15 protein-coding genes and 2 pseudogenes are annotated in these 15,851 nt (G+C 50.9%); 11 read left to right on the forward strand and 6 right to left on the reverse strand.

Translation table 11 applies throughout. The features are described 5' to 3' along the window. Positions 1-146 precede the first annotated feature (146 nt). On the forward strand, positions 147-620 hold the full coding sequence (locus tag IPM31_13195; protein ID MBK9007936.1) for a Cys-tRNA(Pro) deacylase: 474 nt from the start codon (positions 147-149) through the stop codon (positions 618-620). Between the two features lie 118 nt (positions 621-738). Here IPM31_13195 and IPM31_13200 read toward each other — a convergent pair whose 3' ends face one another. From IPM31_13200 to trxA, 3 genes are read right to left on the reverse strand one after another with little or no spacing between them, the layout of a single operon-like run. Then, positions 739-1,983 (reverse strand): hypothetical protein, encoded by a 1,245-nt coding sequence (locus IPM31_13200; protein ID MBK9007937.1) that lies wholly within the window; start codon positions 1,981-1,983, stop codon positions 739-741. 31 nt (positions 1,984-2,014) lie between these two features. Then, positions 2,015-2,671, reverse strand: coding sequence for a hypothetical protein (locus IPM31_13205; protein MBK9007938.1), 657 nt, complete (start codon positions 2,669-2,671; stop codon positions 2,015-2,017). A 16-nt stretch (positions 2,672-2,687) separates the two neighbouring features. Then, positions 2,688-3,092 carry a thioredoxin gene (gene trxA, locus IPM31_13210; protein ID MBK9007939.1) on the reverse strand — a complete coding sequence of 135 codons (405 nt, stop codon included), beginning with the start codon at positions 3,090-3,092 and terminating at the stop codon, positions 2,688-2,690. Between the two features lie 16 nt (positions 3,093-3,108). On the opposite strand from trxA, the pseudogene ftsY reads away from it, so the two are divergent. The 6 genes and pseudogenes from ftsY to IPM31_13240 all read left to right on the forward strand — a co-directional run bounded on the left by ftsY (position 3,109) and on the right by IPM31_13240 (position 9,772). After that, positions 3,109-4,022, forward strand: a pseudogene (ftsY, locus tag IPM31_13215) (signal recognition particle-docking protein FtsY). A gap of 119 nt (positions 4,023-4,141) precedes the next feature. Next, positions 4,142-5,173 (forward strand): annotated as a pseudogene (gene prfB, locus IPM31_13220) (peptide chain release factor 2). Between the two features lie 131 nt (positions 5,174-5,304). Beyond that, positions 5,305-6,717 (forward strand): hypothetical protein, encoded by a 1,413-nt coding sequence (locus IPM31_13225; GenBank protein ID MBK9007940.1) that lies wholly within the window; start codon positions 5,305-5,307, stop codon positions 6,715-6,717. Next, the gene (locus tag IPM31_13230) at positions 6,681-7,823 is read left to right on the forward strand and encodes an SGNH/GDSL hydrolase family protein (GenBank protein MBK9007941.1); all 1,143 of its coding nucleotides are present in this window, start codon (positions 6,681-6,683) and stop codon (positions 7,821-7,823) included. The genes IPM31_13225 and IPM31_13230 overlap by 37 nt, the downstream gene beginning before the upstream one ends. Positions 7,824-7,841: 18 nt before the next feature. Next, the gene (locus tag IPM31_13235; protein MBK9007942.1) at positions 7,842-8,090 is read left to right on the forward strand and encodes an acyl carrier protein; all 249 of its coding nucleotides are present in this window, start codon (positions 7,842-7,844) and stop codon (positions 8,088-8,090) included. Continuing rightward, the gene (locus tag IPM31_13240; protein MBK9007943.1) at positions 8,087-9,772 is read left to right on the forward strand and encodes an AMP-binding protein; all 1,686 of its coding nucleotides are present in this window, start codon (positions 8,087-8,089) and stop codon (positions 9,770-9,772) included. Before IPM31_13235 ends, IPM31_13240 begins: the two co-directional genes overlap by 4 nt. Before the next feature lie 37 nt (positions 9,773-9,809). On the opposite strand, the gene IPM31_13245 is transcribed toward IPM31_13240, so the two are convergent. The 3 genes from IPM31_13245 to IPM31_13255 all read right to left on the reverse strand — a co-directional run bounded on the left by IPM31_13245 (position 9,810) and on the right by IPM31_13255 (position 11,606). Further along, a complete protein-coding gene (locus tag IPM31_13245) occupies positions 9,810-10,217 on the reverse strand; it encodes a DUF4332 domain-containing protein (GenBank protein MBK9007944.1) in 408 nt (135 codons plus the stop codon). Positions 10,218-10,496: 279 nt separating this feature from the next. Then, positions 10,497-11,264 carry a S1 RNA-binding domain-containing protein gene (locus IPM31_13250; protein MBK9007945.1) on the reverse strand — a complete coding sequence of 256 codons (768 nt, stop codon included), beginning with the start codon at positions 11,262-11,264 and terminating at the stop codon, positions 10,497-10,499. A 72-nt stretch (positions 11,265-11,336) separates the two neighbouring features. After that, on the reverse strand, positions 11,337-11,606 hold the full coding sequence (locus IPM31_13255; protein MBK9007946.1) for a hypothetical protein: 270 nt from the start codon (positions 11,604-11,606) through the stop codon (positions 11,337-11,339). Positions 11,607-11,651: 45 nt separating this feature from the next. On the opposite strand from IPM31_13255, the gene IPM31_13260 reads away from it, so the two are divergent. The 4 genes from IPM31_13260 (at position 11,652) to IPM31_13275 (ending at position 15,838) form a co-directional block, all read left to right on the forward strand. After that, on the forward strand, positions 11,652-12,146 hold the full coding sequence (locus IPM31_13260; protein ID MBK9007947.1) for an Lrp/AsnC family transcriptional regulator: 495 nt from the start codon (positions 11,652-11,654) through the stop codon (positions 12,144-12,146). A 193-nt stretch (positions 12,147-12,339) separates the two neighbouring features. After that, entirely contained in the window at positions 12,340-13,638 is a 1,299-nt protein-coding gene (locus IPM31_13265) for an aspartate aminotransferase family protein (GenBank protein MBK9007948.1), read from the forward strand. An 82-nt stretch (positions 13,639-13,720) separates the two neighbouring features. Continuing rightward, positions 13,721-15,049 carry an aminotransferase class III-fold pyridoxal phosphate-dependent enzyme gene (locus IPM31_13270; GenBank protein ID MBK9007949.1) on the forward strand — a complete coding sequence of 443 codons (1,329 nt, stop codon included), beginning with the start codon at positions 13,721-13,723 and terminating at the stop codon, positions 15,047-15,049. Positions 15,050-15,079: 30 nt separating this feature from the next. Next, the gene (locus IPM31_13275) at positions 15,080-15,838 is read left to right on the forward strand and encodes a hypothetical protein (protein ID MBK9007950.1); all 759 of its coding nucleotides are present in this window, start codon (positions 15,080-15,082) and stop codon (positions 15,836-15,838) included. Positions 15,839-15,851: the final 13 nt, after the last annotated feature.

Consider the following 15,851-nt stretch of genomic DNA (forward strand, 5'->3'; position numbering starts at 1 on the left):
ACTGAAAAATTTTCCCATCCCCGTTACAATTCAGGTTCTATGAGAGTTGCCTGATTCCTGACACAATGGGTTTTGGACGAGTGCCCTTGCGCCGGCCCGCAGTTCGTAACGCGGCGAAAACGCTGATTTATTTGGGAGAGTTTGAAATGACGATCGTCAATAATGTTACCCGCTTGCTTGACTCGCGCAGAATTCCATACATCGCGTATGAACTTTCACCGGAGAAACATGGCGCGCAAGAGACCGCGCGCCTGCTCAACGCGGATCCCGCGTCTATTTTCAAAACGATCGTTGTGTTGCGAGATAAACCCAAAAAACCTTTGTTGGTCTTGGTTTCCGGCGATTCGGTTGTGGATTTGAAGTTGCTTGCTTCTGCGCTCGGTGAGAAAAAGGTTCACCTGCCGACTGAAAAAGAAGCGGAGCACATCACTGGTTTGCAGGCGGGAGGTATCTCGCCGCTTGCCCTGCTCAACAAGGGGTTTCAGGTTGTCCTCGATTCGTCGGCGAAAAATTTTGAGCAAATCCATATTTCGGGCGGGCAGAGAGGACTCAACATTAAGCTGCCTGTCGTTGATTTGATCAAACTGACGAAAGCGCGGGTTGAGGCGGTGAGTACATAGATCGCCTTGGGCAATTCGCCCGTACCGCTGTTTTCCTTGTAAAACGCAGGCAGTAGCATGACAAGGAATAAAAAAACGCCCTGAAAGATTTCAGGGCGGGTCATTCTGGTTCGCAGGATTATGGACCAATAAACTTGATCATCTCTTCGGATATTTGAAAAGTCCATTTATCTGGATTATTGATACACCCAGAGCCGGAGGAATTGAAAGGTTTCCCATCGAGATTCCATGCCCAGAGGTTGTAGCATCCAATGACCAAGTCGGTGATTACCGTGGATCCGTTTTTTGGTAATTCGTAATACCGATAGCCGCATTCGTTATGACTCGCCGTTTCGTTCAAATACAAAGAAACAGCCACCCGCGATTTTGTCAAATTATCGATTTTGATCGTCGTATTCTTGCCAAGTGGTTTCCCAAGAACGCGAGTATCGCACGGATTCCCTCCAACGCTGGCGGGAGTATTGGTCAGCGTCGATTCCAGCGTGGGCAAAGGGACGGAGGTATTCGTCGCCGCGGGCGTTGATGTGGGGGTTTCAGTGGGAGGCAGGGGCGTGTTGGTAGGAATCGCCGCTTGAGTCTCTGCCACGATCGTAAACGCCGCCGACACCGCAGTGGATTGCACATCTGCCACGCTCAGGGTTGGGACAGTTGGTTCGCCGCCGCCGCACCCGGCGATCATGGCAGAGAGAGACAGAAGAGAGAGGAGAACGGTTAACTTTTTCATCATACCTTTCTTGTATTGGTTGTCACGATCAGCAGTTCGGGTAACAACCACCCTTGGCAACGATTGTGTCATTTCGGACGACGATCGTCCAACTGCCGCCGGTGAGCAGGAATCCGCCGAACGTTTTGAAATCCTTCTTACCATCCACGAAAGCGGCGGCGCTGTAATATCCTTCGGGCCCGAGAATGAACCTCCGTATGCGGGGATGAATCCGCATTCGTTCTGGACTGTGGTCACATATAAAGAAAGTGTTATCGTGCCTTTCGGTTTTGTCTCGTTTTCCACAAGAATTTTAATAGTAGGCACAGACCATTCCGAGAGAATCTTATTGCAATTATCCTGTGTGGGCGCGGATGATTGAGGGGCAAGTGTAAAGGTCGCCGTGGGAAGTAACGGATCGATCGTCGGGGTTGGGGATGAAGTCTCAGTGGGGAGGGAGGTGGACGTGAACGTTGCTGTGGGTGGGAGGGATGTTTCTGTTGGGATGGCGGCTTGTGTTTGGGCGATCATGGTGAATGCCGCCGCTTGCGCGGTGCCGGCAACGTCACCGGCGTTCAGGGTTGGCGCTTCCTGCCCGCCGCCGCATGCGGAAAGCAGAAGCGCCAGAATCGATACAAATAGAATTAACTTTTGCTTCATTTGCGAATTCAAAATCCTTTTTCATGGTTTATTACTTGATGACAACTTTATCTTTGAACAAATAGATCACTAAACCGTCCGTCGATGTCAGACGGAATGTGCCGGTCATTTTGTTCCCGCCAACCCACGCCACGTATATATAATACCCTAGCGGCGCTTTGATCTTCACCTGACCATAAACAGGATATTCGATGATCGAATATCGACCATCGGGCATCGTAACCTGCAAAGAGATGTATGCCTGCCTTTTCGAACGATTGACCAGGGTGATCCTGTTAAATGGAACTTCAGGCGGAAGCGTTCCATATTTCAGAATACCGAGGGTGGGCGTAAGCGACGGCCCGCCCGGCGTGCCCAATGTTGGAGTTGAAGTGGATTGCGCCCCGGTAGCCGTAGACTGCGCCAGCGTGGCAGGCGCGTCAGTCGAGGTTACCAGCGTGGACGTCAGGTTTGGCAAAGGCGAAGAGGTGACGGTCGATTCAGGTGTGGAGGAAGCCGAAACGGCCGTAACTGATGGGTTGAAGACGACAGGCGTTTCAGACGGAGGGGCCGTGTTGGAAGGCGCAAGCGTGGGGGTGTTTGAAGATCCGATCACCGCGGTGGCGGTTGGTGAAATTGGCGTTGGAACCGTTGGCAGGCAGGCGCCGACAACCAAAAGAACAACGAGCGCGGGAATGACCTTCTTCATTGCGACTCCTTGTGTTTTACGAAGCGGATACGGTCTCTAAAAATTGGGTGACTGTGTCGCGCAACATGCGTTCGGGAAGCGCTCCAACCTGACGATGGACAATCTTTCCATTTGCCACGAACAGCATGGTCGGAATCCCCTGAATACCATACTCCATCATCCAATGGGGGTTTTCATCGGTGTTGATTTTTGCGACCAGCAATTTTCCCTCGAACTCTTTTGCGAATTTATCGAGGATCGGCGCGACCATTTTGCAAGGTCCGCACCAGGGCGCCCAAAAATCAACGATTACTGGGATCGAAGATTGCAGGACAGTTTTTTCGTACGTTTCATCTGTAATGTGAATGGGTTCGTTGAACATGAGTTGCCTTTTTTTCTTTTGTTTTGCATCAAGCGAAAAGAGTATAACACAAACCCACATGTTATAATCGCCCGTCATGACCGACCTGTTTGCAAAATGGAAGACGGGGCTTGCGAAAACAAGCAAAGCAACGTTCGGGCGTATCGCCGCCCTCGTTGGCGCAACTGAAATCACCAACGACTCGTGGGATGAACTGGAAGCATCCCTGATTCAAGCAGATTTGGGAATCGAGATTGCCGGCAATATTCTGGATACGCTTCGCCGCGTCGTTCGGGAGGGGGGATTGACTCGCTCCGATGAGCTTTCGCGCGCCCTCCGCGAGGAACTCCGCTCTCGCCTCGAAACCCCGTCGCCGCTCGAATTGAAATCCGCCCCAACCGTGATCATGGTCGTCGGCGTCAATGGCGCTGGCAAAACAACCACGATCGCCAAACTGGGACAGCGGTATCAGGCGGAGGGAAAATCCATTCTTTTTGGCGCGGCGGATACGTTCCGCGCCGCGGCGGTGGACCAGTTGCAAGTCTGGGGCGAACGCATCGGCGTCGATGTGATATCCAGCGCCCTGGGTCCGACCCGGGCGCGGTCGCATTCAGCGCGGTGCAGGCGGGCATCGCGCGTAAAATGGATATCGTCTTTATCGATACCGCCGGTCGCTTGCACACGCGCTTCAACTTGATGGAAGAACTCAAGAAAGTGTATCGCGTGATCGGCAAGGCGCTGCCTGGCGCGCCTCATGCCGTGTGGCTGGTGCTTGATTCCACCACCGGTCAAAATGCAATGCAACAGGCAAAAGCATTCAAGGATGCCGTTGGCGTGACCGGGGTGATACTATCCAAATTGGATTCGTCTGCCCGCGGCGGATTTGCTTTCGCCATTCAACGCGAGTTAGGTTTGCCGATCCTGTTTGCCGGTCTCGGCGAAAAACCCGAAGACCTCGCGCTGTTTGACCCGGACGCGTTTGTAAACGGGATTATGGGCGCAAGTGATTAATCATTCCGAGACTAGAGACTGGAGACTGTCTCAAGTCTCTAGTCTCTAATCTCTGTTTTTTGGAGCAACCATGCAAGACCTCGTCAACCGACTCAAACCCCTGCAAGACCTAACCCAGCAATTAATGGTGCGTCTTTGACTTTGCGTCTAAAGAATCGCAACTCTCCCAACTCGACAAAGAAATAGAAGCGCCCGATCTGTGGAATAATCCCTCGCGCGCGCAAGGGATGATGAAACAACACAACTCCCTGAAAACCGAAGTGGAATCATGGCGGGCATTTTCGCGCCGACTGCATGACGCGTTTGAACTCGCGCAACTCGACGATGAAAGCCTGCGCGGCGAATTGGAAGTTGAACTCTCCTCGCTCGAAACCGAACTGGAAAAGCGTTCCTTTACCGCCATGTTCTCCGGCAAATACGACCGCGACTCGGCGATCCTTGCCATCCACGCCGGCGCGGGCGGAACCGACTCGCAAGATTGGGCGGCGATGCTTCAACGCATGTACCTGCGCTGGGCGGAGGACCGCGGCTTCCAAACGGAAATTCTCGATTCAACTTCGGGCGAGGAAGCGGGCATCAAAAGCGTCACCATCGAAGTGGACGGCGAGTACGCCTTTGGGTATCTGCGCTCGGAAAAAGGCGTGCATCGCCTCGTGCGCCTCTCGCCGTTCGATTCGGCGCACCGTCGGCACACGTCGTTTGCCCTCGTAGAAATTTTGCCTCAAGTCGCCATGGATGAAGCGGAGATCCAAATTGACCCGAGCGAGATCAAAATGGACGTGTTCCGCTCCTCCGGCGCGGGCGGGCAAAACGTGCAAAAGAACGCGACGGCTGTGCGGCTGACTCACATCCCGACGGGCATCGTGGTCACATGTCAGAACGAACGCTCGCAGACGCAGAACCGCGAATTCGCCATGCGCATCTTGCGAGCCCGCTTGCTGGAACTGAGGCAGGCTGAACGGGAGGAAGAACGGGCAGTCCTGCGCGGCGAATACACAAAAGCCGAGTGGGGGAGTCAGATCCGCTCGTATGTGTTGCATCCGTATCAAATGGTGAAAGATCATCGCACCGATCATGAATCAGGCAACACGCAGGCTGTGCTCGACGGCGAGTTGAACGAGTTCATGGAAGCGTTTCTTAGAAAGGCATAACGATGAAGCGAATCTTCAACATTTTATTTTCGCGTGAAAATATGCTGGCTCTGATCCTTTGCCTGATCCTCATCGCGCTGACGATCTTTACAGCAGACACTTCCCCCACCTGGATCTACCAGGGATTTTAAATGTCTTTGTTTGAAATTGCGGCGCTTGCCTGCATCGCAGTTGTTGTTGGCTGGCTGGGCAAGGGACGCAACTTGGCGTTGTTGGCGGTCAGCGCGCTGGCGTTGTATTGGCTCCAGCCGGATCAAGAGCCGGTCAACCTGATGTTTTGGTTGCCGACATTGACGCTGACCTTGACGGTCTTGTCGTGGCTTATCACCGCCAAGCCCGAATCTCGCGGCTGGAAGGAGAATCGCGCGGCAGTGACGGTCTTATTGGGGGTGATCGTGTTTGTTGACCTGAATCGTTTTTTTCAATTCGAATGGTTCTTTCCCGTGGAAACCCCGAGGGTTCAATGGATCGCGCTTGCCTTTCTATTCGCCTTTGGTCTTTCCTTGATTCTGGCGCGGCTTGAAAAACGAAACCGTTTTGTGTTGACGCTGGCGGTCATTGGGTTGATCGGGTTGTTCTTGCTGATCAAAACGCCGTCGGCGACGATGGGGTTGTTTGACATGATGGCAACCCTTCGCGGAAAAGAAGCGGGCGGGCAATCGGCATTGGCGTGGCTGGGATTTTCCTACGTCGCGTTTCGCCTCATGCATACGATCCTCGACCGCCTCGCGGGACGCTTGCCGTCCGTGTCCTTGGCAGAGTACGCGAACTATGTGATTTTCTTTCCCGCGATCACGGCGGGTCCAATTGATCGACTTGAGCGATTCGTTTCTGGATTAAATGCCCCGCTTCGTTTAGACGCCGACGGATGGTTGGACGCCGGTCAGCGGATTTTTATCGGCTTGTTTAAGAAATTTGTCATCGCCGACGCGCTGGCATGGATCGCCTTGAACGAATCCTTTGCGCGCGATGCCCAGTCGGTGGGCTGGTTGTGGACTCTGCTGTACGCCTACTCTTTGCGAATCTATTTCGATTTTAGCGGGTATACCGACATTGCCATTGGGCTTGGACGCCTGCTGGGCATACGCCTGCCTGAAAATTTCGATTCGCCGTACCTCAAGCCGAATCTCGCCCAGTTTTGGAACTCCTGGCATATCACATTGACGCAATGGTTTCGGTCGTATTTTTTCAACCCCCTCGCCCGCGCTCTGCGTTCAGCCTCCAAGCCCGTTTCGCCGTGGATGCTGATCCTGTTTTCACAAGTGACGACGATGGTATTGATCGGTCTGTGGCACGGCGTGACGATGAACTATATCCTATGGGGGTTGTGGCATGGATGCGGGTTGTTCATCCAAAACCGTTGGAGCGAGTTTGCGCGCGCGCGATACTCTCAGCGAGCGTTACCTGTCTCTCTGCAAAGAGGCATTCAGTTTGTCGGAACTTTCCTCACGTTTAACTTTGTATCGCTTGGCTGGCTGTTTTTCGCGCTCCCAACTCCCGAATCGGCATGGAGCGCAATGTTGAAATTGGCGGGCGGTTTATGAAGGCGCATGTTCGCCCGCTTCGTTTGGTTGTGAAAGCCTTGTTGTTATTTGCGCTCGTCAATGTCGCGTATGCGGTGATACAACCGCCTGTTTCGCGCCTGTCCTTGTACAATGTGATATTTCCCGGTCGCATCCGCTTTCCTTTTGACGATGGCTCGAGTTTATACACCGTTATGATCGACGATGCGGGCGCCATGCTGGCTTCTCATGAGGTTGCGCGTCCAAAACCGGAAGATGAGTACCGCGTGTTGTTGATCGGCGACTCCTCGATTTGGGGCGAAATGCTTCCCCCGCAAGAATCGATTTCCGCACAGTGGAATATCTTAAACGACCAATGCAAAGGCAAGACGATCAAATTTTACAATCTGGGGTATCCGCACCCCTCAGTGATCAAAGACCTGATCATTTTGGAGGAGTCGGTTGACTATGATCCCGACCTGATCGTTTGGTTCACCACCCTCAATTCACTGATCCCGCGCCGCATCAGTGCGTTCATGGAAGCGAACCGCGAGGACGCATTGCGGATGATGGACGAGTACGATCTCGCCTTTCCTGAAAAAGATGCCCTCGCGCAAATGAACCCATCCTTTTACGGACGGACTTTGATTGGACAGCGGTCGAATTTGAATCGTTGGTTCAAATTACAAATGCTCGGGTTTGTCTGGTCTGCCGATGGAACGGATCTTGATCTTCAATATGCGCCTGAAACCCTTGAGGAAAATTCGCCCGATGTTGAGTCTCATGTTTTATATCGGCAAATGGAACCGACCGCCGATCTGCAAAAACTGATGGTGTTCGAAGCCTTTGCGGCAGGGCGGGAGATCGCTGGCTCCATTCCCATCCTGATTGTCAACGAACCCATGTTTATTGCAAGCGGAGAGAACAGCGATCTGCGGTACAACAAGGGCTATCCTCGCTGGGCGTACGACCAATACCGCGAAGCCATGCAGGCGGAAGCGATTCGCTCGCAATGGAATTATCTCGATTTATGGAATACAATTCCGCCCGAATATTTTTCAGACACCGCATTGCACCTCTCTGCGGAGGGGGAGCGCCTGCTGATCGAGCAAGTGGATCCGCTGGCGCAGTCGCTCGTATGCAAATAAACTCAAAAAGGAAACGCTATGCCTGAAACAATGATCCAACAAATCGGCTCGTATCTTGCCTCTCAAATCTTGAAACAACCCAACCGAACCATCACCGCCGACGAGCCGTTGATCTCCAGCGGCTTGATCGATTCGTTCAGCCTGATGGATGTCGCTTTGTATGTGGAAGACACCTTCGGCGTCCGCATCGAGGACACCGAACTGAACGCGGATACATTCGACACGCTGACTCAACTCGCCGCGCTCATCGACTCTCGCAAGAAATGACGACCTTCCCCGAGCGGCTCAAAACGCTTCATTCGCGGACTTCGGACCGGGTCGCCCTCACCCTGCAATTTTCCAACGCCGACGATCTCTCGCTTACCGTGGATCAACTCCTCTGCGGCGCGAATTCCTACGCGCGCGCGTTGACCCTTGCAAAGATTCAGCCCGGCGAAGTGGTTGTTTTGATTCTCCAACACGGCGAGGACTTGGTCTATGCTTTTTGGGGAACGATCCTGCACGGCGCGATTCCCTCCATCATGCCGTTTCTCACGGAGAAACTTTCTCCCGAACGTTATCGCGCGGACTTGTCTGCGCTGATCTCGGTCACTCAACCCACCGCGATTATCACGTATCCCGAATTTGAAGCGGAGGTGCGCGGCGCGTTACAAGAGGGGGATTCGGTCCGTGAAGTGATCGTCACCGATAAAGTTGATAAACAAATTGATTTGGAGTTCGACTCGCTGGCTGGTTTCCAGCGCAAGCCCGAAGATATTGTTATCCTGCAACATTCCTCAGGGACAACAGGTTTGCAAAAAGGAGTCGCGCTTTCGCATCAGGCGGTCTTCAATCAATTGGACGCTTATGGCAAGGCGTTGAGTTTGAACGAGAATGATGTGGTTGTCTCATGGCTTCCGCTATATCACGACATGGGATTGATTGCGGGCTTCATCATGCCCATCCTCTCAGGGATTCATCTCGTTCTGCAATCTCCATTCGACTGGGTGCGCGCACCGTACAAGCTGATGCAGTCTGTGACGAAATATCGCGGCACGCTTTCGTGGCTTCCAAACTTTGCGTACAACTTCTGCGCGCAAAAGATCCGCGAACGTCACCTTGAAGGCGTTGATTTATCGTCATGGCGTGTGGTCACCAATTGTTCAGAGCCAGTCCGCTGGGAGAGTCATCAGGCATTTTACGAAAAGTTCAAAAGTTATGGCTTGAAGCGCGAGGCGTTGCAAACATCGTACGCGATGGCGGAAAATGTCTTCGCGGTGACGCAAAGTCCGCTAGGGGGCGAACCAGCCGTCCTTGAGATCGAGCGAAAAGCGTTCATGTCGGAGCGCGTAGCCAAATTAACGACTGACGCCAATGCGCATGAACATCCAACTATGAAAATGATGTCGTCGGGGCGTCCGTTGGAAAATGTCAAAATCAAAGTGTTGGACGAGAATCGAAGCGAATTGCCCGAGCGCGTCATCGGCGAGGTTGCCTTGCAAAGCAACAGCATGTTGACGGGTTACTACCACCGCGAAGATGCGACGCAACAAGCTTTTCATGAGGGCTGGTATCTCACAGGCGATTACGGATTTATCAGCGACGGTGAAGTATTTGTCTCAGGTCGTAAAAAAGATATGATCATCGTTGGCGGGAAGAATGTGTATCCGCAGGATTTGGAATCTTTGACCTATGAAGTGGCGGGAGTTCATGCGGGGCGTTCGGTGGCGTTTGGCATATTCGATGAGGAACAAGGCACCGAAGATGTTGTAATCATCGCCGAAGTGGATTCGGAAGACCCTGCCGAACAGCAAAAAGTGGCAGACGCGATTCGTTTGCATGTGACGAAAAATTCCGCCATTGCATTGCGCTATGTCAAAGTGGTTGACCCGAAGTGGATTCTGAAAACATCCAGCGGTAAAACAGCGCGTTCGGCGAATAAAGAGAAATTTTTGAAAGAATTGAATTAAATAAAAACTTCCGATAGATTATCGGAAGTTTTTATTTTTAGTATTCTACTGTGCGCTTCAAAGATTTTGCGCTTTTTACCCAAGTCTTCACTTGGCTAAGGCTGGGCAATTGACGAACCAATCGCTTCTTACCCGAGTTTGCTTTTTCAAATGCGGCTACCAACGATTCGGGTTTTCGCTTGCCCAGTTCGACAACGGTATCAACGCCGACCGCTTCGAGCAGATCGGAAAATTGCGAGCCAATACCTTTGACGCGAAATAGATCGGCGCGGTTGACCCATTCAAGGATCGTCTTCGTGCTAAAGCCTGTGGCTTTGGCAAGTTCCAAGCGACCCTTGCGAGTGCCGCCCATTTGTAATAATCCACTGATTCCTCGCACGCCCGCTTTATTTAATTTTGCGGCATACGATGCGCCAATCCCTTCAATTTCTTTTAAAGTCGTCATTACAGTTTCTCCTTTACGATTAACTATACTGTATATTTGTTGAAACATATAAATATAACATTAGAAATTTATACCGATACAATTTGCGATTATGTTCATTGAACTACTTTAGATACTCAAATCTTTTAGGGGACAGATGATATATTCTGCCAACAAAGAATTTTTTCAGCGGGAACTTGAAGAGGAAAAATCTTAACCGCTAAGAACGCAAGGAGCGCTAACAGATATTCACGGTAAAACAATAAAAAACAGCCAAGTGATGACTTGGCTGTTTGTGTTCTATCCGCCAGTGGGGAGGCGCTTCTCAAGCGTGCGGTTGAGAATTTCTTCCCGTTCGTCCGAAATGCCAGACTTCGCCCGCTTCACCCTGAAGGCTTTTTCCGCATTCGCCCTGCTCATCGCTTCCTGCCAGGCGACCTGCATCCCCGTCAATTCGGGTTCTTTCGGCTCCTCGGGTTCAACGGCTTCCATCATTTCTTTTTTCGCATGACGCTTGCCATGTCCCTTTTTCTCTTCTTTTGCAGGCTTGAATTCTTCGATCACGGGCTCGAGCGCTTTGATGCTGAGTTTGATCTGCTTCTTCTTGCGGTCCACATTCAGGATCTTCGCTTCAACTTCATCGCCCTCTTTGACCACTTCGCTCGGTGACTTTACGTAACCATGCGTCAACTCGCTCACGTGGATCATCGCGGGACGTTCCGCGCCGATCTCGACGAACGCGCCGTAGGTTTCGAGTCGAATCACTTTACCTTTCACGGTCATCTCGGGCTCGAGGTCTTTCCAATCGTACGCGAGCGGTTCGATCATCGTCAATTCGATGCGATCTTTTTTCACGCGGCGCACCCACACGTCAACCGCTTGTCCTTCCTTCACGACATCGTCCACTTTGTTCACCGAGTCTTTGCTCAATTGTGAAATGTGAAGAACGCCTGGGATGTTTTGTCCAACATCCACGAGCGCGCCTGCGAGTGTGGTCTTCAAAATTTTTCCGCTGAGTTTTGTTTTGGGTTCAAGCGCCGCGGTGGGCGCGAGGTCTGGTGTTGTCATTTTTTGCTCCTGTTATCAAATCGTTGCGAAAAAGCATTATATCTTCCGCGTAAGTTTGCGTCAATGTGAAATTTAGTACATTTTCAGATTATCGAAGCGGATTCTGCTGGGGCTGAGAAAAAAGTTGACAAGCCGAATCAGCCTCACCCGTCGGATGAAGCGGGCGCGTCCTCCGCAGGGGATGCCTGATTCAGTCACCCCATCCTTTTCTAAACCTGACAGGTTTTTTGTGACTCGAGGCGGTTGTGGCGCAAACGAATCCGAAGAATCTTGACGAAGCGAGCCGATCGAAAACCTGTCAGGTTTTAATTTGTACTTGACGCCTTTCGACCCATCGGGCATAATTCGGCGAATTCCAGCCCTTTTCGGAAGCGAAAAATATTAGCCATGTATGAATTCGACAAAATAGACGTGAAGATCGTCAATCTGCTCTTGGAAGACGGGCGTATGTCTGCGTCGGAGTTGGCGCGGCGTATCGGCGACATTTCGGAGCGGGCGATCCGCTACCGCATCGAGCGGATGATCGACGACGATGTGATCCGCATCAGCGCGGTGATTCGACCTGAGGCGTTTGGCTTGACCATCAAGGCGGACGTGTGGCTTGAAGTCGAATCGGATCTGATCCTGGAAGTGGCGAAGAAAATGGCGGAGTTCGAAAATGTGACGTACGTGGCGTGCGCGATCGGGCAAAACGACATCAGTATTCAAGTGGTGGCGAAAGACACGGCGGAAATTTATCACTTCGTGACCGAGGTGGTTCGCAAAGTGCGCGGCGTGCGCAAGACGACCACGTCCATTGTGCCGCTGGTGTTGAAGGATGTGTATCAATGGCGCGTGCCTGAGCGTATTTCGCAAGAGTTGGATGAGAAGCAGGCGATTTAGTCTTTACCACGAAGGACACTAAGATCACAAAGGTTTATCGGTTGAACGATTCAATCGCATTCCATCGGCGAAGTTATGAAAAAGTAAAGGATGAAGGATTGGTTGAGTAGCGGTCAACTCGTTCGTGGGCGTGGATAGTCTTCATCGTTCCTGACGGGTCGCCTTTACTACAAATCTATTCGGAGGAAAATTCATGTTCGGTGCAAAGACGCAATCGTTACAGAAACGCGCGATGGAAGTTTTACCGCTGGGGGTGAATTCTAATTTTCGTTTTTGGGGGGAGGGGATCACGCCGTATGTTGAAAAAGCAAAAGGGGCATATTTGTGGGATGTGGATGGAAAGAAATATATTGATTATCGCATGGCGTTCGGTCCGATCATTTTGGGACATTCGTTTGACGAGGTTGACCAAAAAGTAATTGAAGAAATAAAAAATGGATTGTTGTTCGCCATGACGAGCGAACTCGAAGTCGCCGTTGCGGAGATGATCACCGAGATGGCTCCCGCAGTCGAGATGGTTCGCCTCGCGTGTTCTGGTACCGAAGCGACGATGCACGCGATCCGCGTCGCGCGAGCGTACACAGGACGCGACATCATTCTGAAATTCGAGGGCAACTACCACGGAATGCACGATCACGCGCTGTGGTCAACGTACGCGCCTGTGGATGCGTATGGAAATTCTCGCAGTCCGATTCCCGTGCCTGGTTCATCGGGCATTCCGAAATCCATGCGCGAATTTATCATCACGCTTCCATTCAATGACTTCGAGGGTTTCGAGCGCGTGATGAAATCTTACGGCGAGCAAATCGCGGCGGTCATCACCGAGCCGTGTCAGGGAAATTGCGCGGCGATTAATCCGCAGGATGGATTCCTGCAACTTATCCGCCAGAAGACTGAAGAGTATGGCTGTGTCTTTATTCTCGATGAAGTGAAGACAGGCTTCCGCATTGCGAACGGGGGAGCGCAAGAGTATTACGGAATCAAACCTGATTTAGCGACATACGCGAAAGCGTTGGGAAATGGCTATCCCGCCGCAGCGTTTGGCGGGAAAAAGGAGATCATGTCCATCATTGGGCATGGAGTGGCGATCGGCGGGACGTACACAAATAACAAACCAGGTATCGCGGGCGCGTATGCGACGTTGAGTCTTCTGAAATCGAAACCGATTCTGAAATCCATAGCCCAGCGCGGACAGCGACTCATGGACGGGTTGAAAGATATCTTTGAAGAGAACGATATTCCCGTTGTGATGACGGGCTATCCCGCGATGTTCTCATTCTCGTTGAACATTGATGAAGTGAAAAGTCAACGCGATTGGGCGAAGAGTGACCACAATCTCTACCTTGAACTTGTCGAAAAAGCCATCGAACGCGGAGTCATGCCTGACCACGATGCGCGCGAGCCGTGGTTTATGTGTTACGAACATTCGGATGCGGATGTCGATGAGACGTTGAATGTGTATGCAGAGATTGTCAAAGAGGTCAAAAGTTAGCAGGTCGAAGGTCGAAGGTTGAAGGTCAAATTCAACAATGACCTGTGACCTTTGACCTTCAACTTTAAACAAGGAAATCAATATGCCAAACAAACTTTCTTCAAAAGAAATCATTGACCTCAACAAGGAATACACCTTCTTCTCCTGGTCCGTGCAGGGACAAGTGAATCCCATCCCTGTGACCAAAGCCGAAGGCGTGTACTTCTGGGACGCGGACGATAAACGCTATCTCGATTTTTCGTCGCAGTTGATGAACACGAATATCGGGCATCAACATCCCAAAGTCGTCAAAGCGATTCAAGATCAAGCCGCGAAGTTGACGTTTGTCCATCCAGGCAACGCCACGGAAGCGCGTGGATTACTCGGCAAGAAAATATCTGAAGTGACGCCAGGCGATCTGAAGAAAACCTTCTTCACGCTCGGCGGCGCGGAAGCAAACGAGAACGCCATCAAGATCGCGCGTTTTTATACGGGGCGACACAAAATATTGGCGCGGTATCGTTCCTATCACGGCGCGACGCACGGCTCCATCGCGTTGACTGGCGATTACCGTCGCCTCGCCGTCGAACCCGTCATGCCAGGCGGAGTCCACTTCCTTGATCCGTTCTGCTATCGCTGTCCATTTGGGCAGAAACCTGAGTCGTGCAAGCGGGAGTGTATCTCGCATCTCGAAGAGGTGATCAAGTACGAAGGTCCCGACAAGATCGCCGCCATCATCATGGAGGGCGTGGTCGGCTCGAACGGACTCATCATCCCGCCCGATGATTATTGGCCCCGCGTGCGTGAGATCTGCGATAAGTACAGCATCCTCTTGATCTCCGACGAAGTCATGAGCGGATGGGGTCGCACGGGCAAATGGTTCGCCGTCGACAACTGGAACGTCGTCCCTGACATCATCACCACAGCGAAAGGCATCACCAGCGGATACGCTCCGCTCGGCGCGGTGATTGTCTCTGAGAAAATTGCCAAGTTCTTCGACGACAAATATCTGTATGCAGGTCTGACCTACAGCGCACATGCACTTTCTTGTGCAACCGCGTTAGCAACAATTGAAGTCTACGAAGAAGACAAACTCATCGAAAACGCCGCCTTGCTCGGAAAATATCTCGGCGAAGCGTTGGAAGATATCAAAGCGAGACACGTCTCCGTTGGCGATGTTCGTTACATCGGCTTATTTTCCACGATTGAGTTGGTGACTAACCGCGAGACAAAAGAAAGTTTCTCGCCCGCCGTCATGGCGGAGGTGGGAAAAGTTCTGCGCCAAAATGGACTGTTCACCTTCATCATGGCGAACAACATGGGAAGTATGGTCTTCGTTGTTCCGCCGTTGTGTATCACGCAGGAACAAATTGACGAAGGGCTTGCCATCGTGGAGAAGGGGTTGGAAGTGGCGGATGGGCAGGTAGAGTAAGGCTATAAATTAAGGCAATGGAGCAAAATCATGAATGATTCCCAAGATCGTGACCAAATGTCAAAACCTGAATTAATTGCTTTATTGATTGCTCTTGGTCAATGGTTATTGCCGAATCTTAGTTGGGTCGCAATAATTACTGTTGTTTTGCTGATAATAATTGGAGTTTACGGGTTTGGTAACAACCGTAAAAATGAAACAAATTTAGAACCAAGTTCGTGGACTACAATTTTTACTACGGCTTCACTGTCAGCAAGAAGACTTGTAGACAATGTAATTAATTTTTTTACACCATCTGCCACTACACGTCCTTATCCACAACAAGAGTTACGTGGTGGCAGATTGTCTCAATTTCCTTTAGCTATCTTTTTAATTTTTTGGGGAGTTACATGGAATAAGTACCTTTACGGCGATTTTTATGACTATAGGCTTTTAATATTGCCAATTGCATTGTTAGTAATTCTTGTTACTATAAAAAAACAGGCGTTTGTTTCTAATAGGTACTTTCGGTTTTTCTTTGTTGTATCTCTATTTCCAACAGTCACTTTTAGCAATGATATTCTGGTGTATTCACCAATTGTTGCAGGTTTGATTCTGGTTTATTTCACTTTGTTTTTTGATGATAGAAAGACCTTTAATGCTCCAGTGACTTCGTGGTTTTTAGCAATACACATATTAACTATATGTATTGTTTATATTTTGAAACTCAATAATTTTTTCGATCTACTATTTTTGATGCCCTTTGTTACGGGCTTAGGAACGGCGTTTATGTTTTACAAAAGAATGTAGATGTCAAATTTCT

The organism is Candidatus Defluviilinea gracilis, from assembly GCA_016716235.1.
In the GTDB taxonomy this organism is placed as follows: domain Bacteria; phylum Chloroflexota; class Anaerolineae; order Anaerolineales; family Villigracilaceae; genus Defluviilinea; species Defluviilinea gracilis.